12 protein-coding genes are annotated in these 22494 nt (G+C 64.6%); 7 read left to right on the top strand and 5 right to left on the bottom strand.

The genetic code is table 11. The features are described from left to right. Positions 1-43: 43 nt before the first annotated feature. Positions 44-1360, bottom strand: a complete 1317-nt coding sequence (locus tag NJH59_RS11565) for a PAS domain-containing methyl-accepting chemotaxis protein (protein WP_253086814.1) — start codon at positions 1358-1360, stop codon at positions 44-46. 175 nt (positions 1361-1535) lie between these two features. Between NJH59_RS11565 and NJH59_RS11560 the strand changes: the two genes are divergently transcribed. After that, positions 1536-2756 (top strand): glycosyltransferase family 1 protein, encoded by a 1221-nt coding sequence (locus NJH59_RS11560; protein ID WP_043864375.1) that lies wholly within the window; start codon positions 1536-1538, stop codon positions 2754-2756. Here the strand turns inward: NJH59_RS11560 and NJH59_RS11555 are convergent. The 3 genes from NJH59_RS11555 to NJH59_RS11545 all read right to left on the bottom strand — a co-directional run bounded on the left by NJH59_RS11555 (position 2725) and on the right by NJH59_RS11545 (position 5127). Next, positions 2725-3828: an NADH:flavin oxidoreductase gene (locus NJH59_RS11555; RefSeq protein ID WP_054916275.1), complete on the bottom strand. Its 1104-nt coding sequence runs from the start codon at positions 3826-3828 to the stop codon at positions 2725-2727. The two genes, NJH59_RS11560 and NJH59_RS11555, sit on opposite strands and share 32 nt — an antisense overlap. A 166-nt stretch (positions 3829-3994) precedes the next feature. Then, positions 3995-4477 carry a glutathione peroxidase gene (locus NJH59_RS11550; protein WP_043864373.1) on the bottom strand — a complete coding sequence of 161 codons (483 nt, stop codon included), beginning with the start codon at positions 4475-4477 and terminating at the stop codon, positions 3995-3997. Between the two features lie 164 nt (positions 4478-4641). After that, positions 4642-5127, bottom strand: coding sequence for a peptidylprolyl isomerase (locus tag NJH59_RS11545; protein ID WP_043864372.1), 486 nt, complete (start codon positions 5125-5127; stop codon positions 4642-4644). On the opposite strand from NJH59_RS11545, the gene NJH59_RS11540 reads away from it, so the two are divergent. From NJH59_RS11540 to NJH59_RS11530, 3 genes are read left to right on the top strand one after another with little or no spacing between them, the layout of a single operon-like run. Next, entirely contained in the window at positions 5126-5434 is a 309-nt protein-coding gene (locus NJH59_RS11540) for a DUF3565 domain-containing protein (RefSeq protein ID WP_043864371.1), read from the top strand. The genes NJH59_RS11545 and NJH59_RS11540 overlap by 2 nt on opposite strands. 33 nt (positions 5435-5467) lie before the next feature. After that, positions 5468-7564, top strand: a complete 2097-nt coding sequence (pta, locus tag NJH59_RS11535; RefSeq protein WP_043864370.1) for a phosphate acetyltransferase — start codon at positions 5468-5470, stop codon at positions 7562-7564. Positions 7565-7566: 2 nt separating this feature from the next. Further along, positions 7567-8460 (top strand): acyltransferase, encoded by an 894-nt coding sequence (locus tag NJH59_RS11530; RefSeq protein WP_253086813.1) that lies wholly within the window; start codon positions 7567-7569, stop codon positions 8458-8460. 74 nt (positions 8461-8534) lie between these two features. Here the strand turns inward: NJH59_RS11530 and NJH59_RS11525 are convergent, their stop codons facing one another. Next, positions 8535-9227 carry an OmpA family protein gene (locus NJH59_RS11525; protein WP_043864368.1) on the bottom strand — a complete coding sequence of 231 codons (693 nt, stop codon included), beginning with the start codon at positions 9225-9227 and terminating at the stop codon, positions 8535-8537. 377 nt (positions 9228-9604) lie between these two features. Between NJH59_RS11525 and NJH59_RS11520 the strand changes: the two genes are divergently transcribed. The 3 genes from NJH59_RS11520 (at position 9605) to NJH59_RS11505 (ending at position 22444) form a co-directional block, all read left to right on the top strand. Beyond that, positions 9605-11299, top strand: a complete 1695-nt coding sequence (locus tag NJH59_RS11520) for a ShlB/FhaC/HecB family hemolysin secretion/activation protein (protein WP_078479897.1) — start codon at positions 9605-9607, stop codon at positions 11297-11299. Positions 11300-11360: 61 nt separating this feature from the next. Continuing rightward, entirely contained in the window at positions 11361-22139 is a 10779-nt protein-coding gene (locus NJH59_RS25505) for a DUF637 domain-containing protein (protein ID WP_290445887.1), read from the top strand. Further along, entirely contained in the window at positions 22136-22444 is a 309-nt protein-coding gene (locus NJH59_RS11505) for a DUF3630 family protein (RefSeq protein WP_253086812.1), read from the top strand. Before NJH59_RS25505 ends, NJH59_RS11505 begins: the two co-directional genes overlap by 4 nt. Positions 22445-22494 lie beyond the last annotated feature (50 nt).

Here is a 22494-nt window from a genome sequence, read left to right as displayed (position 1 = left end):
GGGGCGACGGTGGCGACGGTGCAAGGCCGCCGCCACCGCGCCGTCAGGGCGCCAGCTGGTTGGAGAACTGGCCGACCGCGTCCACCACCTTCTGCGCCCCGTCCTGAATCTCGACGATCACCGTACCGGTCTGCCCGGCCAGCGACAGGCCCTCTTCGGCCTGGCGCTTGCTGTTGTCGATGATGTCGACCGCCGCCTTGGCCAACTGGGCGTTCTGCTGCACCACCCGGGCGATTTCCTCGGTGGCGGTGCTGGTGCGCGAGGCCAGTTGCCGCACCTCGTCGGCCACCACCGCAAAACCCCGGCCCTGCTCGCCGGCACGCGCGGCTTCGATGGCCGCATTGAGCGCCAGCAGGTTGGTCTGCCCGGCAATGTCGCTGATGGTCTTGATGATCGAACCGATCACCTGGGACTGCTTGTCCAGCGCCTCGATGCCGTCGGCGGCCTGCTGCATGTACGTCTCCAGGCCACGCATGACCTCGACCGTCTGAGTCACCACCTCGGTGGCGCGACGTGCACTGGAGTCGGTGTCCAGGGACGTGGTGTAGGCGATGTCGGCGGCGTGGGCCACCGCCGCTTCCTGGTTGACCTGGTCGGTGATCACGGTGGCGAACTTGACCACCTTGTACAGCACGTCATGGGCGTCGATGATCGGGTTGTACGACGCCTCCAGCCAGACCACGCGGCCATGGGCATCGATGCGCTTGAAGCGCTCGGCCACGAACTCGCCACGGCGCAGTTTTTCCCAGAACTGCTGGTAATGCACCGAGTTGTACTCTTCCGGCTCGCAGAACATGCGGTGGTGCTTGCCGCGCACCTGCTCCAGGGAATAGCCCATGGTCTTGAGGAAGCGATCGTTGGCAGCCAGCACCTCGCCATTGAGGTTGAACTCGATCACTGCCGTGGAGCGCATCAGGGCCTTGATCAGGCTCTCGTGCTCGCGTGACGTCTCGATGGTGCGGGTCAGGTCGCTGGAGTGCAGGGTGAAGTAGCGCAGGCGCCCGTCACTGCCCTTGACCGGCTGCAGGATCGAGCGCAGCCAGGCTTCCTCGCCGTTGCCGCGCAGCAGGCGAAACGCGCCGTTGAGGTGCTCGCCGCGGTTGATCGCCTGTTTCATGCGCTGGTAGAAATCCAGCGGCTTTACATGCGCCGGCACGATCTCTTCGATGTTGCGGCCCAGCAGCTGCTGGCTGCTGTAGCGCATCTCTTTCTCGAAGTTGCCGTTGACCGCTTCGATGCGGCCCTGGGGGTCCAGTTGCAGCACCAGCATCTCGCTGTCCAGGCTGCACTTGACCTGCTCCATGGTCATCAGCTCTTCGCGCAGCCTGGCATTTTCTTGTTTCAGTTTGCTGTTGAACATCACCGCTCCTGGAGCGAAAGTCTCATTCGAATGCAACTTCATCGGCTGGCGATGCGGCATTCTTGAGGCGCTGGCCAAGCTTATTTTCACAGCGCAAAAGCGCCAATGATCGGGCGTCATGTATCCGTCATTTTGCTGTCATCCGGGCGCAATCGGCACCTCGGAAAATCCTCCCATGACCAGTCCCGCCGCCCTGCACATCACCCTTGTCAGCGAAACCTTCCCACCCGAAATCAATGGCGTGGCCAACACCCTTGGCCGCCTGCACGAAGGCCTGCGCCTGCGCGGCCACCGGGTGGAGCTGGTGCGCCCGCGCCAGGCCGGCGATGCCGCCGGCCCTGCGCAGGCCGACCTGCTGTTGTGCCGTGGCTGGCCCCTGCCCGGCTACCCCGGCCTGCAGTGGGGGCAGGTGTCGATGCACAAGCTGCTGCGCCGCTGGCGCCGCGACCGCCCAGACGTGCTGTACATCGCCACCGAGGGGCCACTGGGCCTGAGTGCACTGCGGGCGGCGCGGCGCCTGGGCATCGCGGTGGTCAGCGGCTTTCACACCAACTTCCAGCAGTACTCCGGCCAGTACGGCTTCGGCCTGCTCACGCGGCTGGTCACCCGTTACCTGCGCGGCTTCCACCATCGCTGCCACAGCACCCTGGTGCCCAGCGTCAGCCAGCGCCTGGAGCTGCAGCGGCGCGGCTTCGAACGCCTGACCCTGCTGTCGCGCGGGGTCGACAGCAGCCTGTTCAACCCGGCCCGGCGCCGCCAGAGCTTGCGCGACCAGTGGGGCCTTGGGCCCGACGACATCGCCCTGCTGCATGTGGGGCGCCTGGCCACCGAGAAGAACCTGGGCCTGCTCGGCCAGTGCCTGGACGCCCTGCGCAAGGCCTACCCCCTGCGCAACCTGCGCCTGATCGTGGTGGGGGACGGCCCGCAGCGCGGCGCACTCGAGCAGCAGTTGCCAGGTGCAGTGTTCTGCGGGGTACAGCGCGGCGAATGCCTGGCCGAACACTACGCCTCGGGGGATATCTTCCTGTTCCCGAGCCTGACCGAAACCTTCGGCAACGTGGTGCTGGAGGCGCTGGCCTCCGGCCTTGGGGTGGTGGCCTACGACGAGGCCGCAGCAGCCCAGCACATTCGTCATGGGCACAGTGGCGCACTGGCCATGCCGGGGGATGCAGAGGCCTTCATCGATGCCGCCAGCTGGCTGCTGGAAGACAGCGAGACCTTGCGCCGGGTGCGCCTCAATGCCCGCCAGCATGCCAGCCGCCAGGGCTGGCCGGCCATCGTCGAACAGTTCGAGGCGCACCTGCGCGGCGCCTGCGAACAGGCACCGGCACCGTCTCAGCGCCGCGTCGATGCGGCGCTGCTGGTCAAGCCAGGCTCGTCAGCGCCTCGCGGCTGAACGGCAGGATGTCCTGCTCGCGCCCCTCACGCACCTTGGCCGCCCACTGGGCATCCACCAGCAAGGCACGCCCTACGGCCACCAGGTCGAACTCCTGGTCGCCCAGGCGCTGCAGCAGTTTCTCCAGGCTGGCCGGTTGCGCCACCTTGTCGGTGTCGACCATGAACTGCAGAAACTCCCCATCCAGGCCCACGCTGCCCACGGTGATGGTGGGCTTGCCGGTGAGCAGGCGGGTCCAGCCAGCCAGGTTCAGGTCCGAGCCTTCGAACTCAGGCTCCCAGAAGCGGCGCGTGGAGCAGTGGAAGATATCCACACCGGCGTCGGCCAGCGGGCGCAGGAACTCGCCCAGCGCCTCGGCGTTGTCGACCAGGCGGGCGCTGTAGTCCTGCTGCTTCCATTGCGAGAAGCGCAGGATGATCGGAAAGTCCGGGCCTACGGCGGCGCGTACCGCCTGCACCAGCTCGATGGCAAAGCGCGAGCGGCCGGCCAGGTCGCCGCCGTACTCATCGCTGCGCTGGTTGCTCGTGGCCCAGAAGAACTGGTCGATCAGGTAGCCGTGTGCGCCATGTATCTCGACGCCATCCATGCCGATGGCCTTGGCATCGCGGGCAGCCTGGGCGAACGCCTCGATCACGTCGCGGATGTCGGCATGACTCATGCCGTGCACCACCACCTGGCCATCCTTGAGTTTTTCGCTGGGGCCGTAACCCGGCACGCTGGCGTCCGGCTCGGTACCCAGGCGGCGCACGCTGCCCACGTGCCACAGTTGCGGCACGATCCTGCCGCCTTCGGCGTGTACGGCATCGACGACCTTCTTCCAGCCCGCCAGGGCATCTTCACCATGAAAGCGCGGCACGTTGGGGTAACCGTTGGCGGCCGGGTGGTCGACGGTAGTGCCTTCGGTGATGATCAGGCCGACATCGGCAGCGGCGCGGCGGCGGTAATACTCGACCACCTGCGCATGAGGCACACCGCCGGGGCAGAAGGTTCGGGTCATCGGTGCCATGACCACACGGGTCGGCAGCTCGAGGGCGCCCAGCTTGAAGGGGGTGAACAGGGCTTGAGCAGGCATTCGGCGCTCCTGGGAAAGGGATGGCGCCTGAGCATAGGGCGGGATTGTCGCTGACCCCAGTACTATTGATAGCGGTGATCGGGGTGGATTTTTCGCCGGCAAGGCCGGCTCCTGCATACGACGGTGCATCCATTGCAGGAGCCGGCCTTGCCGGCGAAGGGGCACGTCAGGCCAAGGCTTTCTCGATAGCCTGCACCACCGTGGCATCATCCGGCGCAGTACGCGGCGCAAAGCGCGCCAGCACGCGGCCGTCCTTGCCTACCAGAAACTTCTCGAAGTTCCAGGTGATATCCCCCGGGAACTCGGCGCCTTCACCGGCCAGCAGGCGGTACAGCTGATGCCGCTCCGGGCCGTTGACCTCCAGCTTGCTGCCCAGCGGGAAACTCACCCCGTAGTTCAGGCTGCAGAACTGGGCGATCTCCTGCTCGCTGCCCGGCTCCTGCCCGGCAAACTGGTTGCACGGCAGGCCCAGCACGCTGAAGCCCTTGTCCTTGTAATGCTGGTAGAGATTCTCCAGCGCCGCATATTGCGGGGTCAGGCCACATTTGGAGGCGACATTGACCACCAGCACCACCTGCCCCTTGAACGGCGCCAATGGCAACTCCTGGCCATCCAGCGCCTGCAATTTCAGGTCGTGAAATGCACTCATGACGTACTCCCCTTTCCAGTTCCCGGCCAGTTACCGGCATCGGTCCCGGCTGGCGCAACAAATGCTGCCCACTAAAAAAGCGCCCGGCCAAGCCGTCTGCCTCCTGGGAGAACACGACAGACTTGCCCGGGCGCCTTAGCGACCTTCTGAGCTTAGCGCAGAAATCAGTGCTGATGGCCACCTTCGCCATGCACGTGACCATGGGCGATTTCTTCTTCGCTGGCATCACGCACGGCAACGACCTTGACCTTGAAGTTCAGGCGCTGGCCAGCCAGTGGGTGGTTGCCGTCGACGGTCACGTCGTCGCCGTCCAGGTCACGGATGGTCACGATCTGCATCTGGCCATCAGGCGCGGACGCGTGGAACTGCATGCCCACTTCCAGCTCGTCGACACCTTCGAACATGCTGCGGTTCAGGGTGCTGACCAGTTCGGCCAGGTATTCGCCGTAGGCGTCTTCCGGCTCGATGGCAACGTCCAGCTCGGCGCCGGTATCCTTGCCTTCCAGGGCTTTTTCCAGGCCCGGAATGATGTTGCCTGCACCGTGCAGGTAAACCAGCGGCGCGCCGCCGTTGGAGCTATCGATGACCTCACCAGCGTCGTTGGTCAGGGTATAGTCGATGGAGACAGCCTTGTTGGCGGCGATCGGCATGGGGCGAGACCTTTTGCATAAGAATGTAGAACGAACAAGTGTAACCAACGCATCGCCTGAAAGCGAACGCAACCCGGACAAACGGGAAGCCGCTTTTCCCAGCCGGGTGCTGGGTTTTCATCAGGACGAGCATGGCCACTGGGTGGTCGAACTGTCGTGCGGGCATACCCAGCACCTGCGCCACGAACCGCCGTGGCAGTCGCGTGGCTGGGTGCTGGACGCAGACCTGCGCCAGCAACGAATCGGCCAGCCATTTGCCTGCGGCTGGTGCGCTCAGGGGGTCGATAGCGCTACCCTTGGCAATTGATTCTTTTGCAACAGCTCACTTCGAGAAGCTCGCATGCAGACATTTTTCATCGCGCCGACCGACTTTGGTGTCGGCCTGACCTCCATCAGCCTGGGCCTGGTGCGCACACTGGAACGCGCCGGACTCAAGGTCGGCTTCTTCAAGCCGATCGCCCAGCCCCACCCCGGCGACACCGGCCCGGAACGCTCCACCGAACTGGTCGCCCGCACCCACGGCCTCAAGCCGCCGCAACCGCTGAGCCTGGCGCATGTGGAACGCATGCTCGGCGATGGCCAGCTGGACGAACTGCTCGAAGAGATCATCACCCTGTACCAGCAGGCCTGCATCGGCAAGGACGTGCTGGTGGTCGAGGGCATGGTGCCGACCCGCCATGCCAGCTACGCCGCACGGGTCAACCTGCACCTGGCCAAGAGCCTGGACGCCGAGGTGATCCTGGTGTCGGCGCCGGAAAACGACGTGCTGGCCGAGCTGTCGGGCCGTGTCGAGCTGCAGGCCCAGCTGTTCGGCGGCCCGCGCGACCCCAAGGTGCTGGGCGTGATCCTCAACAAGGTGCGCAGCGACGAACCGATGGACACCTTCGCCAGCCGCCTGCAGGAGCATTCGCCCCTGCTGCGCAGCGGCGAGTTCCGCCTGCTGGGCTGCATCCCGTTCCAGGCCGGGCTCAACGACCCGCGCACCCGCGACGTGGCCGAGCTGCTCGGTGCCCAGGTACTCAACGCCGGCGACTACGAAACCCGGCGCATGAACAAGATCATCATCTGCGCCCGCACCGTGGCCAACACCGTGCCGCTGCTCAAGCCCGGCACGCTGGTGGTGACCCCGGGTGATCGCGACGACATCATCCTGGCCGTCAGCCTGGCGGCGATCAACGGTGTGCCACTGGCCGGCCTGCTGCTGACCAGCGACAGCAAGCCCGACCCGCGCATCCTCGAACTGTGCCAGGGCGCCCTGCTGGCCGGCCTGCCGGTGCTGTCGGTGAGTACCGGCTCCTACGACACCGCCAACCAGCTGAACCAGTTGAACAAGGAAATCCCGGTGGACGACCGCGAGCGCGCGGAGATCATCACCGACTTCGTGGCCAGCCACCTGGATGCCGACTGGCTCAACCAGCGCTGCGGCACCCCGCGCGAGATGCGCCTGTCGCCTGCGGTGTTCCGCTACCAGCTGATCCAGCGTGCCCAGCAGGCCAACAAGCGCATCGTGCTGCCCGAAGGCGCCGAGCCGATGACCGTGCAGGCTGCCGCCATCTGCCAGGCCCGCGGCATCGCCCGCTGCGTGCTGCTGGCCAGGCCCGAGGACGTACAGGCAGTGGCCCGCGCCCAGGGCATCAGCCTGCCCGAGGGGCTGGAGATTCTGGACCCGGACCTGATCCGCGAGCGCTACGTCGAGCCTATGGTCAGCCTGCGCAAGAGCAAGAGCCTGAACGCGCCGATGGCCGAGCAACAGCTCGAAGACCCGGTGGTGATCGGCACCATGATGCTGGCCCTGGACGAGGTCGACGGCCTGGTCTCGGGCCTGGTGCACTCCACCGCCAACACCATCCGCCCGGCCCTGCAACTGATCAAGACCGCCCCCGGCTGCAGCCTGGTGTCGTCGGTGTTCTTCATGCTGTTCCCCGAGCAGGTGCTGGTGTATGGCGACTGCGTGATGAACCCGCACCCCACTGCCGGCGAGCTGGCCGAAATTGCCCTGCAAAGCGCCGATTCGGCCGAAGCCTTCGGCATTACCCCGCGGGTGGCGATGATCAGCTATTCCAGTGGCGATTCGGCCAGCGGCGAAGAGGTCGAGAAGGTGCGCGAGGCCACCCTGCTGGCCCAGGAAACCCAGCGTGGCCTGCAGATCGATGGGCCGTTGCAGTACGACGCCGCCGCCAACCAGGACATCGCCCGCCAGCTGGCGCCCAACAGCAAGGTGGCCGGACGCGCAACGGTGTTCGTGTTCCCCGACCTGAACACCGGCAACACCACCCACAAGGCCGTGCAGCGCAGCGCCGATTGCGTGAGCCTGGGGCCGATGCTGCAGGGCCTGCGCAAGCCGGTCAACGACCTGCCGCGTGGCGCCCAGGTCGACGACATCGTCTACACCATTGCCCTGACCGCGATTCAGGCCAACCGCTCGCTGGATAACTGACCATGCTCGCTTTTCTGCCCGCGCCCGTGCGCGGAGTCATCGGCTCGCTGCTGCTGGCCGCCAACACCATCCTGTGCTGCACACCGCTGTTCATCGTCAGCCTGTTCAAGCTGTGCCTGCCCTTTGCCGCCGCGCAGCGCGTCACCGACGAACTGATGCGGCACATCCACGAAGCCTGGATCAGCAACAACAAGGGCTGGATGAACCTGGTCGGGCGCACCCGCTGGGACATCCAGGGGCTGGCCGGGCTGGACTACCAGCACAGCTACCTGGTGACCAGCAACCACCAGAGCTGGGTGGACATCATGGTGCTGCAATACGTGCTCAACCGGCGTATCCGACCGCTCAAGTTCTTCCTCAAGCAGGTGCTGATCTGGGTGCCGGTGATCGGCCTGGCCTGGTGGGCGCTGGGCTTTCCGTTCATGAAGCGCTACAGCAAGGCCTATCTGGCCAAACACCCAGAAAAACAGGGCAAGGACCTGCAGACCACACGCCGTACCTGCGCCAGGTTCCGTGGCAAGCCCACGGCGATCTTCAACTTTGCCGAAGGCACGCGTTTCACCCCCGCCAAGCATGCCGAACAGGGTTCGCCGTTCCGGCACCTGCTCAAACCCAAGGCGGGCGGCATTGCCTTCGTGCTGGATGCGATGGGCGAGCAACTGGAGTCGATCATCAACGTGACGATCCATTACCCGCAGGGCACACCGGGCTTCTGGGACCTGCTGTGCGGGCGAGTGGCGCGGGTGGAGGTGACGTTCGAGGCGCTGGCGATTCCCAAGGAATTCCTGGGACGCAGCTACGACCAGGATGAAGCCTACAGGCTGGCGTTCCAGCAGTGGATCAACCGGTTGTGGGAAGAGAAGGATGAACGGCTGGAGCGGATGCGCCAGCAGTGAGCCCTTCGCCGGCAAGGCCGGCTCCTACAACGGCGTGAGTCCCCTGTAGGAGCCAGCATTGCTGGCGAAAAGATTTACTGGTACTGCTGGCCAGGGATCGGCTTGAGGTTCACCTCCACCCGACGGTTCTGCGCACGCCCGTTGGCATCGGCGTTGCTCGCGATCGGCTGGTCCGGGCCCAGGCCACGCGCACTCACGCGCGAAGGGTCGACGCCCTGGGAGGTCAGGTAGGTGCTCACGGCCTGTGCACGACGCTGCGACAGGTCCATGTTGTGCTGGCGACTGCCGGTGCTGTCGGTGAAACCGACCACTTCGATGGTGTTCTGGTTGAACTGCTTGAACGAGTTGGCCAGGTTGTTCAGCGGCGCGTAGAAGCTTGGTGCAATGCTCGCCGAGTCGGTGGCGAAGGTGATGTTGCCCGGCATGATCAGCTTGATCTGGTCGCCTTGACGCTGCACTTCGACACCGGTGTTGGCCATGCTCTCGCGCAGTGCCGCTTCCTGGCGGTCGGCGTAGTAGCCGTAGCCGGCGGCGGCGGCGCCCACCGCGGCGGCGCCGATCAACGCACCCTTGCCACGGTTGTTGTGGTCGATGGCGGCACCGGCAACGGCACCGGCCAATGCGCCCAGGCCGCCGTACTTGGCGGTCTTGCTCATCCCGGTGGAGCCTTGCGCCTGGCCCTGGTTGTCATAGGGGTTCTGACTGGCGCAGCCAGTCATCAGGGCAGCAGCAGTAGCGACGATAATCAGACGACGCATGGTGAACATGGACAAGCTCCTACAGAATTCGTGTATGCAGCGGACCGACGGCGGTTCCCTGCCAGGCTTGGAACGCGAGCTGCGATAAAAATTCCCTCGGGACAAACTGTAGTCTACTGGCTGCCACGGTAAACCCGAAAAGTGCGAAGCCGGCGGCCCCCCCAAACAAACAGGATGTTCATCACGCGCACCGGTCAGAACCGAGTGCACGTCTGCGCCCTGCAAATTCGACGCTGTTCACCCCATGCGCTGCAACCGGAAACCTCCTACACCCGTTACAAAAATGACGTCAATTAGCCATCACCTCGACGCTTTTTTGCAGTATCCTGCGCCGCGTTTGTAGGAAACAGACGTTCTTTTTGCATAACGAGTGATGGATCACCCTCATGCTCTACCTCTTCCGTCGCCTGGCTTTCGGCCTGGCGCTGCTGCCGTTTTTCGCCTCGGCCGACCCGCTGCAAACCCCAGGCGACCGCGACCTGATCCGCGACCGCCAGGAGCGGCTGCTGCAAGAACAGCGCAAACGCCTGCAGGAGCTGCAAAGCCTCCCAGGCAGGGCTGCGCCCCAGGTGCCAGCCAGCACACCTGAAGACACCCGTTGCTTTACCATCCGTCACATAGTGCTCGAGGGCGCCGAGCACCTGGGCGAGCGCGAGCAGCGCCGTCTGCTCGAACCCTACGAAGGCCAGTGCCTGGGTGTCGGCCAGCTCAATGCGCTGCTCAAGGTGGTCACCGATCACTACCTCAACCGTGGCTACATCACAACCCGCGCCTACCTGCCCCAGCAGGACCTGTCCTCCGGCACCCTGCAGATCACTGTCGTCGAAGGGCGCCTGGACGGCCTGGACAGCTCCAGCCTGGCCAGCCCGCGCGAGCTGGCCATGGCCTTCCCCGGCACCACCGGCGAGGTACTGAACCTGCGCGAACTGGAGCAACTGGTCGACCAGCTGACCCGCCTGCCCTCGCGCCAGGCGCAACTGGAACTGGTGCCGGGCGACGAGGTGGGCAGCAGCCGGGTGCAGTTGCAGGGGCAGCGCGACAAGCCCTGGCGCGTGTCGGCCACGCGCAACAATGACGGCGACCGCAGCAGCGGTGAACAGCAGATGGGCCTGGGCCTGGACTGGGACAGCCCACTGGGCCTGGCCGATCAGTTCAGCCTGAGGGCCAATCAGGACGCGGTCAGCGACCACTGGCGCCACTCCGACAGCCAGTACCTGAACTACAGCGTGCCATGGGGCTGGTGGACCTTCACCTACAGCTACAACCAGAGCTACTACCGTACCCGCGACGATTCCAGCGGCTTTCCCTTCAAGCTCGATGGCGACAGCCAGATGCACCAACTGCGCGTCGAGCGCGTGATACACCGCGATGCCCTGAGCAAGACGGCGGTCAACCTCGGCATCAGCCACCTGCGTACCAACAACTACCTGGACGACAGCCTGATCGACGTGTCGAGCACGCGCCTGAGCGAAAGCCAGCTGGGCGTGAACCATGGACGGCGCATCGGCACCGCCTTCCTCAACCTCGACGCCGGCTGGCAGCAAGGCATCGGCGCCTTCGACGCCCAGGGCGCGGGCGACCCGCACGGCACCGAACCGGTTGCCCGCTACAACAAATACAGCCTGACCCTGAGCTACCTGCAGCCGTTCACCCTGTGGGGCGAAGCCTTCAGCTTCGACAGCCTGGCCACCGGCCAGCGCAGCGAAGACCCGCTCTACAGCCCGCAGCGCATCAGCGTGGGCGGGCTCAACTCGGTACGCGGGTTCAAGCAGCAGACCCTCACCGGCAACAGCGGCGGCTACTGGCGCAACCAGTTGCGCTGGCGTCGCCCGGTGAGCTGGGCGCCCTTGCAGCCCTTCGTGCAGGAGTACGGCGCGGCACTGGCCTACGACGTGGGCGTGATAAAGGGCGACCACAACAACCCCGACACCCATGGCCGCCTGAGCGGCAACGCCGTGGAACTGAACCTGCGCGGGCAGTACTTCGCCGCCAGCGTCAGTTTTGCCCGCTCGTTGCAGCGGCCCGACAGCCTCGAACGTCGTGAACACCCGATCTACGTGCGCATGGACGCGTTCTTCTGACCGGCCCCCCAGCCGATTAACGTGCCCTGATGGAGGGGCACCGATTTTCCGGAGTTTTGACATGGACGCCCGCAGCCCGTTGAACCAGTACCTGGCCCTGATCGTTGCCGGGGTCATGTTCCTCAACCCGATCGTCGCCACCGCCGCGCAGGTTACCGTGGATGCGGCGGCCAAGGCCGGCACCACGGTGGGCGCAGCCGGCAACGGGGTGCCCATCGTCAACATCGCCCGCCCCAACGGCAGCGGTCTGTCGAGCAACACCTTTCGCGACTACAACGTCGGCAAGCAGGGGCTGATCCTCAACAATGCCACCAACAAGACCCAGAGCACCCAGCTGGGCGGCATCATCGTGGGCAACCCCAACCTCAAGGGCCAGGCGGCCAAGGTCATCCTCAACCAGGTGACCGGGGGCAACCGCAGCACCCTGGCGGGCTACACCGAAGTGGCCGGCTCCGCTGCGCGGGTGATCGTGGCCAACCCCCACGGCATCACCTGCAACGGTTGCGGCTTCATCAATACCCCGCGCGCCACGCTGACCACCGGCAAACCGATCATGGACGGCGAACGCCTGGACCGCTTTCAGGTCGATGGCGGCGACATCGCGCTCGAAGGCGCCGGGCTCAACGCCAGCAATGTCGAACAGTTCGACCTGATCACCCGCAGCGCCAAGCTCAACGCCACGTTGCACGCCCAGCAACTGAACATCGTCACCGGACGCAACGACGTCAAGGCCGACAGCCTGCAGGTCACGCCACGGGCGGACGACGGCAGCGGCAAACCCTTGCTGGCCATCGACAGTTCCGCACTGGGTGGCATGTACGCCGGCGCCATCCGCCTGGTGGGCACCGAAAAGGGCGTGGGGGTGAAACTGGCCGGCAACATGGCCTCCACCGCCAGTGACGTGCAGATCGACGTGAACGGCAAGCTGAGCCTGGGCAATGTCACCGCCGAGCGCGACCTGAAAATCGCCGCCCACCAGGTGGAGCTCGAAGGCAAGACCTACGCAGCGCGCAACGCCGAGATTCGCAGCGCCGAGCAACTGGTCAACCGGCAAAGCCTGGCTGCTCGCGAACGCATCGACGTGGCAGCCAGGCAGATCGACAACCGCGGCGTGATCGAAGCCGGTGTCGAAGCCAACAACACCCGCAACAACCGCGGCGACCTGCACCTGGCCAGCCAGGACCTGCGCAACAGCGCCAGCGTGGTTGCCAGCCGCCAGCTCGAAGTGACCGCCCGCGCCAACCTGGACAACCAGGGTGGCAGCCTGAAGGGCGCTACCACCACGGTGACCGCCGGCAAGCTGGACAACCGCCAGGGCCAGGTACTGGCCAGCCACACCCTCACGCTCAAGGCCGACACGCTGGACAACCGCGACAAGGGCCTGCTGCATAGCCAGCGCAGCACCGTGGTGCAGGCCAACTCCGGCCTGAACAACCAGGGTGGTCGAGTGATCGGCCTCGACAGCCTGGCCATTGACGCACCGCAGCTGGACAACAGCAACGCAGGATTGCTGGCCAGCAACCGGCAGGTGGTGATTCAAAGCCACGCGCTGAACAACCAGGCCGGCGAGGTTTCCGGCGCACGCAACGAAGTGCGCAGCGCCAGCGTGAACAACCAGGGCGGCAAACTGCTTGGAGGCGACGTGCTGCTGATCGCCAGCGCTGCCATCGACAACCGCCTGGGCCTGATCTCGGCCAGTCAGCACCTGGACATCCAGGGCCTTGGCCTGAACAACAGCAACAAGGGCGCCCTGCTCAGTCAGGGCACGCTGAACACCCGCATCAGCGGCCTGCTGGACAACCGCAACCAGGGCAACGTGGTGAGCGAAGGCGCGCTGCAGGTCACGGCCGGCCAATTGAACAACAGTGGCAGCGGCCTGCTGTCGAGCAAGGCCACACTGACGCTTTCGGGTGAGCGGCTGGACAATCGAGGCGGTGTACTGGTTGCCGATCAGGGGCTGACGGTGGTCGGCGACACCCTCGACAACAGTGGCGGCGGCAAAGCCAGCACCCAGGCCGACCTGGTCGTTGACGTGGGCACGCTGCGCAACCATGACGCCGGCAAGCTGCTCGGCCAGGGCCGCGTGACCCTCGACGCCAAGCACATCGACAACCAGCGCGCCGGGCAGATCGTCGGCAACGATGCGGTGACTATCACCACCCACGACCTGCTCAACCAGCAAGGTGTGGTGTCGAGCATCGGCACGGTGGGCATCACAGCTACCGGGCAACTGGACAACACCAGCGGCAAGGTCATCGGCGACAGCGGCCTGACCCTCACCGTGCAGCGTCTGCTCAACCAGAGCAAGGGCCTGCTGGCTGGACGCGATGGGGTAGTACTGCGCGGCGCCGAGTTGCTCAACAGCGATGCCGGCCGGGTCAGCAGCCTGGCTTCGGTCGATATCGAACTCAGCGGCACGCTGGACAACAGCGTGGGCGGCGAGCTGGTCAGCGAGGGCCGCCTGAGCCTGAGTGCAGCTCAGTTGGACAACCACAACAAGGGCCTGGTATCGGCCATCGATACCTTGAATGTGGTCAGCCACGGCGCCCTGAACAACCAGGGCGGGACCCTGGTGACCGACGCCGCGTTGTCGATCCGCAGCGCGAACCTGGACAACCGTCATGGTGGCGCAATCAGCGCGGTGGGCGCACTCGAGCTGCGCAGTGGCGGGCTCGACAACCGCGACAAGGGCCGCATCGGCAGCGACACCGGCATAACCCTGCATGGCGCCCAGTTGTACAACGGCGAACAGGGCCGCATCACCTCCAGGGGCAAGATCGAGGCCACCCTCAGCGGGCTGGACCAGCGCGATGGCGGCTACCTGTTCAGCGCAACCGGCATCAGCCTGGACCTGCAGGGCGGCACACTGATCAACCGCGACAAGGGCGTGATCGCCAGCCCCGGCCAACTACTGCTGCGCCAGATCGGCGCGCTGGACAACAGCGCCGGTGGCGAGATATCCAGTGACCTCGGCTACAGCCTGCACACCGATCGCCTGGACAACCAGGGCGGGCGCCTGATCAGCGTCGATAGCCTCATCCTGCGCATCGCCAACGCCCTGGACAACAGCCGCAACGGCGTACTGTCGGCGGGCGCCGGGCTGGATATCGAAGCCGGCAGCCTGAGCAACACCCATGGCGGCACCCTGGCCAGCCGTGGCGACATCGGGCTGACCCTCGAAGGCCTGCTGGCCAACCAGCATCAGGGCACCCTGTCGGCAGGCGGCAATCTGCGCCTGCACAGCGGCGTTTTCGACAACAGCGACCAGGGGCTGGTATCCGCCAACCTGGGCTTGCACATCGACACCGGCACCCTGGACAACAGCCAGGGCGGCCAGTTGATCAGCCAGGGCGATGCACGCATCGACAGCACTACGCTGGATAACCGCAGCGGCGCCATCACCAGCGCCAAAGCCTTGCTGTTGAACAGCACCGACCTGCGCAACGGCGCCTACGCCAACGCCCTGCCCGGTGGCCGCATCAGCAGTGACGCCAACCTCACGATCACTGCCCGCCACCTGGACAATGGCCCGCGCGGCGAACTCTCGGCCAAGGGCGACCTGCGCCTGAGCGTACAGCGACTGATCCAGCAGCAAGGCCGCCTGATCGGCGAACAGGCCGTGCACCTGAACCTGCAAGGCGGCACGCTGGACAACCAGGGCGGGCTGATTCACGCCCGCGGCCCGCTGACCTTCGAGCGCCTGGGGCTGGTCGACAACAGCAATGGCGGTGAGATATCCAGCGAGCAGGCATTCAGCCTGCTCGCCACGCAACTCGACAACCAGCACAAGGGCCGCCTCATCAGCGCCGGCACATTGCAGGTCGAGGCCACCAGCATCGACAACAGCAACGCGGGGCTTGTCTCGGGCCTGCAGGGCCTTGAGGTCAGGGGCACTACGCTGGACAACCGCGGCGCCGGCACCCTCTCCAGCCAACATGGCCGCCTCGACGTGCACCTTGAAGACACCCTGGACAACCGCGACCAGGGCGCACTGGTCAGCCTTGGCAGGCAGCAGATCACTGCCACGCGCCTGGATAACCGACACGGCATCATCGCCGGCGAAGCCGATGTGACCCTGAGCATCGACGGCCGGCTCGACAACAGCCAGGGTGGCCTGATCGCGGCCACCCAAACCCTGAGCCTGAACCGTACCAGCAGCGTGATCGACAACAGCGGCGGCCAGCTCAATGGCCAGCGCCTGGAAATCGACGGCAAGCAGCTGAACAACCAGAACGGCCAGGTGACCAGCCAGGGCGCACTGCGCGTCACCCTGCTCGGCGCGCTGCTCAACACCCAGGGCGCACGCCTGGCCAGTGGCGGCGACCTGCTGCTAAACAGCGCCAACCTCGACAATCGCGGCGGCAGGCTGGTCAGCCAGGCCTTGCTGCGCATCGACGCCGACAGCCTGAACAACAGCGCTGGCGGCACACTGGCCAGCCAGCAGAACCTGGTATTACGTCTGAAGGGCGACCTGCTCAACCAGCAGGACGGCCTGGTATTCAGCGAACGCGGCAGCCTCGACATCCAGGCCCAGGCCCTCGACAACCAGGCGGCGAGCCTCAAGGCCCAGGGCAATATCCTGCTGCGCCTGGGCGACGACCTGCGCAATCAGGGCGGGCGCGTGGACAGCGTGGCCGGCAACCTCGATATCCACAGCACCCACCTGAACAACAGCGCCGGCGGCATGCTCAATAGCAGCCAGGGCCGGCTCACGCTGGTCAGCGGCCTGCTCGACAACAATGCTGGCACCCTCCAGGCCCAGACGCTGGACCTCGAGGCCCGCGACGGCCTGCACAACCGCAAGGGTTTCATCTCTGCCTTGTCCGGCGACAACCGCATCGCCACCGCCACGTTCGACAACCAGGGCGGCGGGCTGTATGCCGCAGGATGGCTGGGTGTGAACGCCGGGCAGTTCCTCAACCAGGCCGGCAAGGTGGGTGCCGGGCGCATCGACTTCGACCTGTCGGGCCTGCTCGACAACCAACTGGGCCAGCTCGAGAGCGAGGCTGACCTGGCCCTGCGCAGCCAGACGCTGAACAACGCCAATGGCAGCCTGCGCGCGCTGGGGCGCAGCGGCACCACCCTGATCAGCACCCGCGAGACGTTCAACAACAACGCTGGCCTGCTGGAAACCGCCAACCAGCACCTGGACCTGCAAGTCGCCGGCCTGAGCAACAACAGCGGGCAGTTGCTGCACACCGGTAGCGGCAACTTCGGCCTGGCCGCCGACAAGGTGATGCGTGCGGGCGGCCTGCTGTACACCAACGGCCTGCTCGACATCAAGGCCGCCAACTGGACCAACAGCAGCGTATTGCAGGCCGCGCGCCTGAACCTGGATATCGGCCAGTTCACCCAGACCGCGAGCGGCAAGCTGCTGGCGGCGCAGAGTTTCACCGGCAAGGGGGTCAATTGGCGCAACGACGGCCTGCTGGCCAGCGACGGCAGTTTGCGGCTCGACCTCACCGGCACCTACAACGGCACCGGGCGCACCACCAGCCTGGGCAACCTGACCCTGAACGCGGCCAGCATCGACCTTGCCAGCACCAGCACCCTTACCGGGGGCGCCACCAGCGTGGTGAGCGCCACCAACACCTTGACCAACCGCGGGCGGATCACCTCGGCGGGCAATCTGACCGCCACGGCCGGCACGCTCGACAACTACGCCACCCTGGGCAGCGCCACGGCCTTGCGCATCAATGCCGACACCCTGCGCAACGACCGCGGGCTGATCTTCAGCGGCAACGATATGACGCTGCGGGTAGGCACCTTCACCAACACCTATGCCGACCTGTACAGCCTCGGCGGGCTGAGCATCGCCCGTGATGACCGAGGTACCCGTGCCACGCACGTGGAGAACATTTCCGGCAGCCTGGAAAGCGCCGGCAACATGAGCCTGCTGGCCGACACCCTGATCAATCGCAAGGACAAGCTCACGGTCCGGACCGAACGGGTATCGGGGAGCATCAACACCTATGCCGACGACCATTGCAAGGGCAAGGGCTGCGAGTTCCAGTTCACCGCCGTCGAGATCTCCCACGATGTCATCGACCAGGACAGCCAGGCCGCATCGATCACCACAGGTGGCAGCCTGACGTTCAGCGGCAACGAGTTCAGCAACCGCTACAGCAGCGTCTCTGCCGCCCGCAACATCAGCATCGACACTGCCGTACTCAACAACATTGGCGTGAGCGGTGGCGAGCAGCGCAACTTGAACGGCAGTTTCTACAGCCGTAACCGGTCGCACTATTCCGGCTTCATGCAAAAGAAGAACGCGTTCAACCAGTCCGGCGTACCCGGCATGGAAACCCTGGACCAATTCCTGGCCGCCGGCGGCTACCCCGGCAAAGGCGTATACAGGTTGAGCGACAACCGCACGCCCATCGCTGGCGCCGTGGTCTCCCCTGCCGTCATCCAGGCTGCGGGCGCCGTCACCATCAACGCCACCGAGCGCATCGACAACAGTGTGGTGCGCGCCAATGCCAGCGGGGTCGGCAGCATCGGCCAACGCGGTGCCAATGCCGACAAGGCCACCGCGCAAACCTCGGTACGTGCCATTACCTCGCAGTTGCCGCCCGACCTGGCACAGCGCCAGGTCAACCCGGTCACGCTGCCAAGCTTCAGCCTGCCGCAGGGCGAGCATGGCCTGTTCCGCCTTAGCGGGCAGACCGGCCAGACAGCCCAGGCCAGCGGTGCACTGGCCGCAGGTGCCGACCTGACTCAGCACGGGCAAGCCGGCACGCTGGGCAGCCTGGCCAACACTGCCACCGGCAACGCCGGCCAGGGTCACTGGGCAGGCCCTGACGCACAGGCTGCCAGCGTTGCCGGGCAAACCGGTACGGGCCTGGACGGCCTGCCGGCAGGCGTGAAGCTGGTACAGGGCGTGCCAACCCCGGCAACTGCCAGCCAGCCGCACAAGTACCTGGTGGAAACCAACCCGGTGCTCACCGACCTGAAGAAATTCCTCAGTTCCGACTACCTGCTGGGCAGCCTCGACATCGACCCCGACGCCACCAAGAAGCGCCTGGGCGACGGCCTGTACGAACAGCGCCTGATCCGCGAAGCGGTAGTGGAGCGCACCGGGCAGCGCTTGATCGCCGGGCTGGACAGCGACGAGGCGATGTTCCGCTACCTGATGGACAACGCCATTGCCAGCAAGGATGCGCTGAGCCTGAGCGTAGGCGTGTCGCTGAGTGCCGAGCAGGTGGCCGCCCTCACCCACGACATCGTGTGGATGGAAACCATCGAGGTCAACGGCGAGCAGGTGCTGGCCCCGGTGCTCTACCTGGCCCAGTCCGAAGGACGCCTGGCGCCCAACGGCGCGTTGATCCAGGGGCGCGATGTCAGCCTGATCAGCGGCGGCGAGCTGAACAACGTCGGCACCCTGCGCGCCAGCAACAACCTTTCCGTCACCGCCGGCAACATCGACAACAGCGGCCTGATGGAAGCCGGCCAGCGCCTCGACCTGCTGGCCACCGATTCCATCCGCAACAGCGCCGGCGGCATCCTCAAGGGCCGCGACGTGAGCCTGTTGGCCCTGACCGGCGATGTCATCAACGAGCGCAGCGTCACCCGCCTGGACGATCGTGTCGGCGGCGAGCACGTGGTGCAGAACATCGTCAACAATGCGGCGCGCATCGAGGCTGCCAACGACCTGACCCTCTCGGCCGGTCGCGACATCGGCTTTGTCGGTGGCGTGGCCACCGCCGGCGGCAACATTGCGCTGAGCGCCGAGCGCGACCTCTACATCGCCAGCCAGCAAGTCACCGACAGCCACGAGTACCAGCGTCGCCGCGTCAGCGGCTACGACAGCACCACCACCCAGTACGTCAGCCAAGTGCAGGCTGGCGGCAGCTTCAGTGCCTCGGCCGGGCAAGACCTGTCGGTCATCGCCAGCGAGATCGAGGCACGTCGCGACATCGCCCTGGATGCTGGGCGCGACGTGTTCATCGCTGCTGCGGCAGACGAAGACCATGCCTATTCCAAAGGCAGAAAAGGCAACACCAAAACCGAGAAACAGCACGACAGCGTGCGCCAGCAGGCGGCCGAACTGACTGCCGGCGGCTCGCTCAGCATCGAGGCCGGCGACAACCTGCTGATGGTTGCCAGCAAGGCCACGGCGGGCGGCGAGGCCTACATCTCCGCCGGCAATACCCTGCAGCTACTGGCCGCCAACGACAGCGAGTACTCGCTGTACGACATGAACAAGAAAGGCAACTGGGGCAGCAAGAAGACCCAGCGTGACGAAGTCACCGATGTTAAGGCGGTGGGCAGCGTGGTCACCAGCGGGGGTGACCTGACCCTGGTGAGCGGCGGTGACCAGTTGTACCAGGGCGCCGCCCTGGAGTCAGGCCGCGACCTCACAATAGAAAGCGGCGGTGCGGTGACGTTCGAAGCCGTCAAGGACATGCATCAGGAGAGTCACGAAAAGAGTAAGGGCGACCTGGCGTGGACCAGTGCCAAGGGCAAGGGGCAGACGGATGAGACGCTGCGCCAGACGCAGATGGTGGCCAACGGGGAGCTGATGATCAAGGCCGTCGATGGCCTGAAAATCGATATCAGGGATGTCGACCAGAAGACCGTCAGCCAAACCATCGATGCCATGGTGCAGGCCGACCCCAAGATGGCCTGGCTCAAGACGGCCGAACAACAGGGTGACGTGGATTGGCGCAAGGTCAAAGAGCTGCATGACAGCTGGGATTACAAACATTCCGGCATGGGTGTGGCGTCCCAGCTGATCGTCGCAATTCTGGTGACGTACATTACGGCCGGTGCCGCCAGCGGCGCCATTGCTGCCGCCGGCACCGGCACGTCCATGGCCGGTGCCACGGCAGCAGCGACCGCAGGCGCCTCGGCCGGCTGGGCCAACGTCGCGGGCACCGCCATCCTGAGTGGCATGGCCAGCAATGCGGCCATCAGCACCATCAACAACCGCGGCAACCTGGGGCTGGTGTTCAAGGACGTCACCTCTTCCGACGCACTCAAGGGCTACGCAGTCAGCGGCATCACCGCCGGGTTTACCGCAGGCGTGCTGGACGATGCATTCGGGGTGACCGGCGACAACGTCAACAAGGTCACCAAAGGCTTTGACCTCGGTAAGCTGGATGAGTTAGCCAAGTTCGGCACCTACCTGGGTGCGCAAGGCGTGGTGCAGGCCGGCGCACAGACAGCCGTCGGTGGCGGCAGCTTCAGCGACAACCTGAACGGCGCCTTGACCGCCCAGGGCCAGCACCTGTTGCAGGCTGGGGTGTTCAACTGGGTTGGCGACACCTCCAGCCACTTCGGCTGGAAAGACGGCAGCCCGGAAAAGGTCATATTCCACGCCTTGGTCGGAGGCGCGCTGAGCAAAGCCACTGGCGGTGATTTCGCAACCGGTGCGGCGGCGGCCGGTGCCAGTGAAGCGTTGATCGCACAGCTGTCGGAAAGGGTTCGCCAGGACCAGAAGCTGGAACTGATGATTTCCCAGCTCATCGGTGTTGGCGCTGCCGCAGCGGTCAATGGTGACGTGAACAAGGGCGCCGAAATCGCCAAGAACGCGACCGCCTACAACCGCCAACTGCACCCGGAAGAACGCAAGCTCATCTCCGAGCAGGCCAAGGCGCTGGCGCAAGAGCAGAACATCAGCGTGGCCGAAGCCGAGCGGCGCATGGCCGAGGCATTTGCCTACTACACCGACAAGGACTGGCAGACCACGATCAGCGCTGCGGGCGTGAAGTTCGACGACAGCACCCTCGCCCACCTCGGGCAGGCGCTGGCGCCGCTGGGGGCGAACTATGCGACCACGGACAAAGGGGATGTGCCGAGCATCAGCGACCCGCACAAGGTGTATACCGCCTCGGAAACGTTGGCGTTGCTCAAGAACTACGAGATCAACCACGCAAATTTCTATGATCCGAAGGTGAATCAGGAATACCTGATCAACGACAGATTCCTTCAGAACTGGGAACAACTCGCCTATTACGACCGCAACCTCAATTACGGCAAAACCGATCTGCTGGGTGGTGGGATTGGTGTAGGGCAAGGCATTGCGGCGGCAGTGGCAGAGTCAGCCAAAAACATCTACGGCTTGGGTGAAGGGCTGGTCACGGACTTTAGTGGCACCAGTTCTCGTATCACCAACGGACTGATTCAGAAGGCCAGCAATCCATACGAAGTCGCACAAGCCTTTGAGAGCGCCAAGCAGGACGCGAAAGTCCAGGCGTTTGTTTTGCGCCTGCAAGGCCAGGAACAGGCTGCCCTGCGGGTGGAAATGCAGTGGGAGACCGAGTTCGCCCTGAGCTTTGCGGTGATCAACAAAGCAGGGAAGCTGGGGCAGGTTGCGAAATCGCTTGGGGAGCGGGAGACGGCGTGGAAGGCGTCGAGCCTGGCTGACAACGCTGGTGGTAAAAATGGGCCACCTGGAAAGAATCCGAATTCGACAAGTGGTATAACGGATGCGGAGGCAGGGATGCCTTATGCGCATTCGGTGGGGGGTGCAAAAGGTACTCCTGCTTGGGACAACGCTATATCTAAAGCTGACGGAGACTTCGGGTATCTCCCACCTGTCCGACAAAACTATGTTAAAGATGTTTACGACTTGCAAGGTGCTGTGGACAAAATGCGTGCCGGCGGCGCTAGCGCAGAAGAAGTCGCAAAATATGCATATGGCGCAAGAAACGAGTTGAAAGTAAAGTATAGGGAGTATACGCCTCCGGATATGCTTGACGTAATCGATGCAAGAAATTTGGAGCGATATGGTAACAAGATCGGCCCTGCATTTGATGATTTAGTTAAAAAGGGAAAAACTTTTGATCAGATAATTGAGAGCTCTACGCGAGCTGGTGGTGGAGATCTTTTTCAATGAAAAAATTTATTGATGAAAAAGTGTTTTCTCTTGGCCGCATGAGGTCTGGGAGACTGTATGCGGAGCTGACTTCTGATGTGGGCTGGGAAGGCTTCCCTAATTATGCCGAAGAATTCGTTAAGTTATTTTCTGGAAAGATTATTAGCAGAAGTGATTCTGTTGATACTAGAGTGTGGGGGGTGATTATAAAAGACCGGCCCCTGCGATTGGTTTATGAAGACTTTCCTGTGATGATTAGTTTGGAGTCGCAAAGTGAGGAGGGGGATCGACTTATCGAGGAATTAAAAGAAATTTCTATTAAGTAGAAATAGTCCTTCGGTGCAAAAGGCGCAGGTGAGGTTGCCTCTATAGGCGG

It is taken from the genome of Pseudomonas sp. VE 267-6A (assembly GCF_024126555.1).
Classification (GTDB): domain Bacteria; phylum Pseudomonadota; class Gammaproteobacteria; order Pseudomonadales; family Pseudomonadaceae; genus Aquipseudomonas; species Aquipseudomonas palmensis.
Note: the sequence above shows the minus strand (reverse complement) of the source record. Positions and strands in the feature narration are given on the sequence as shown.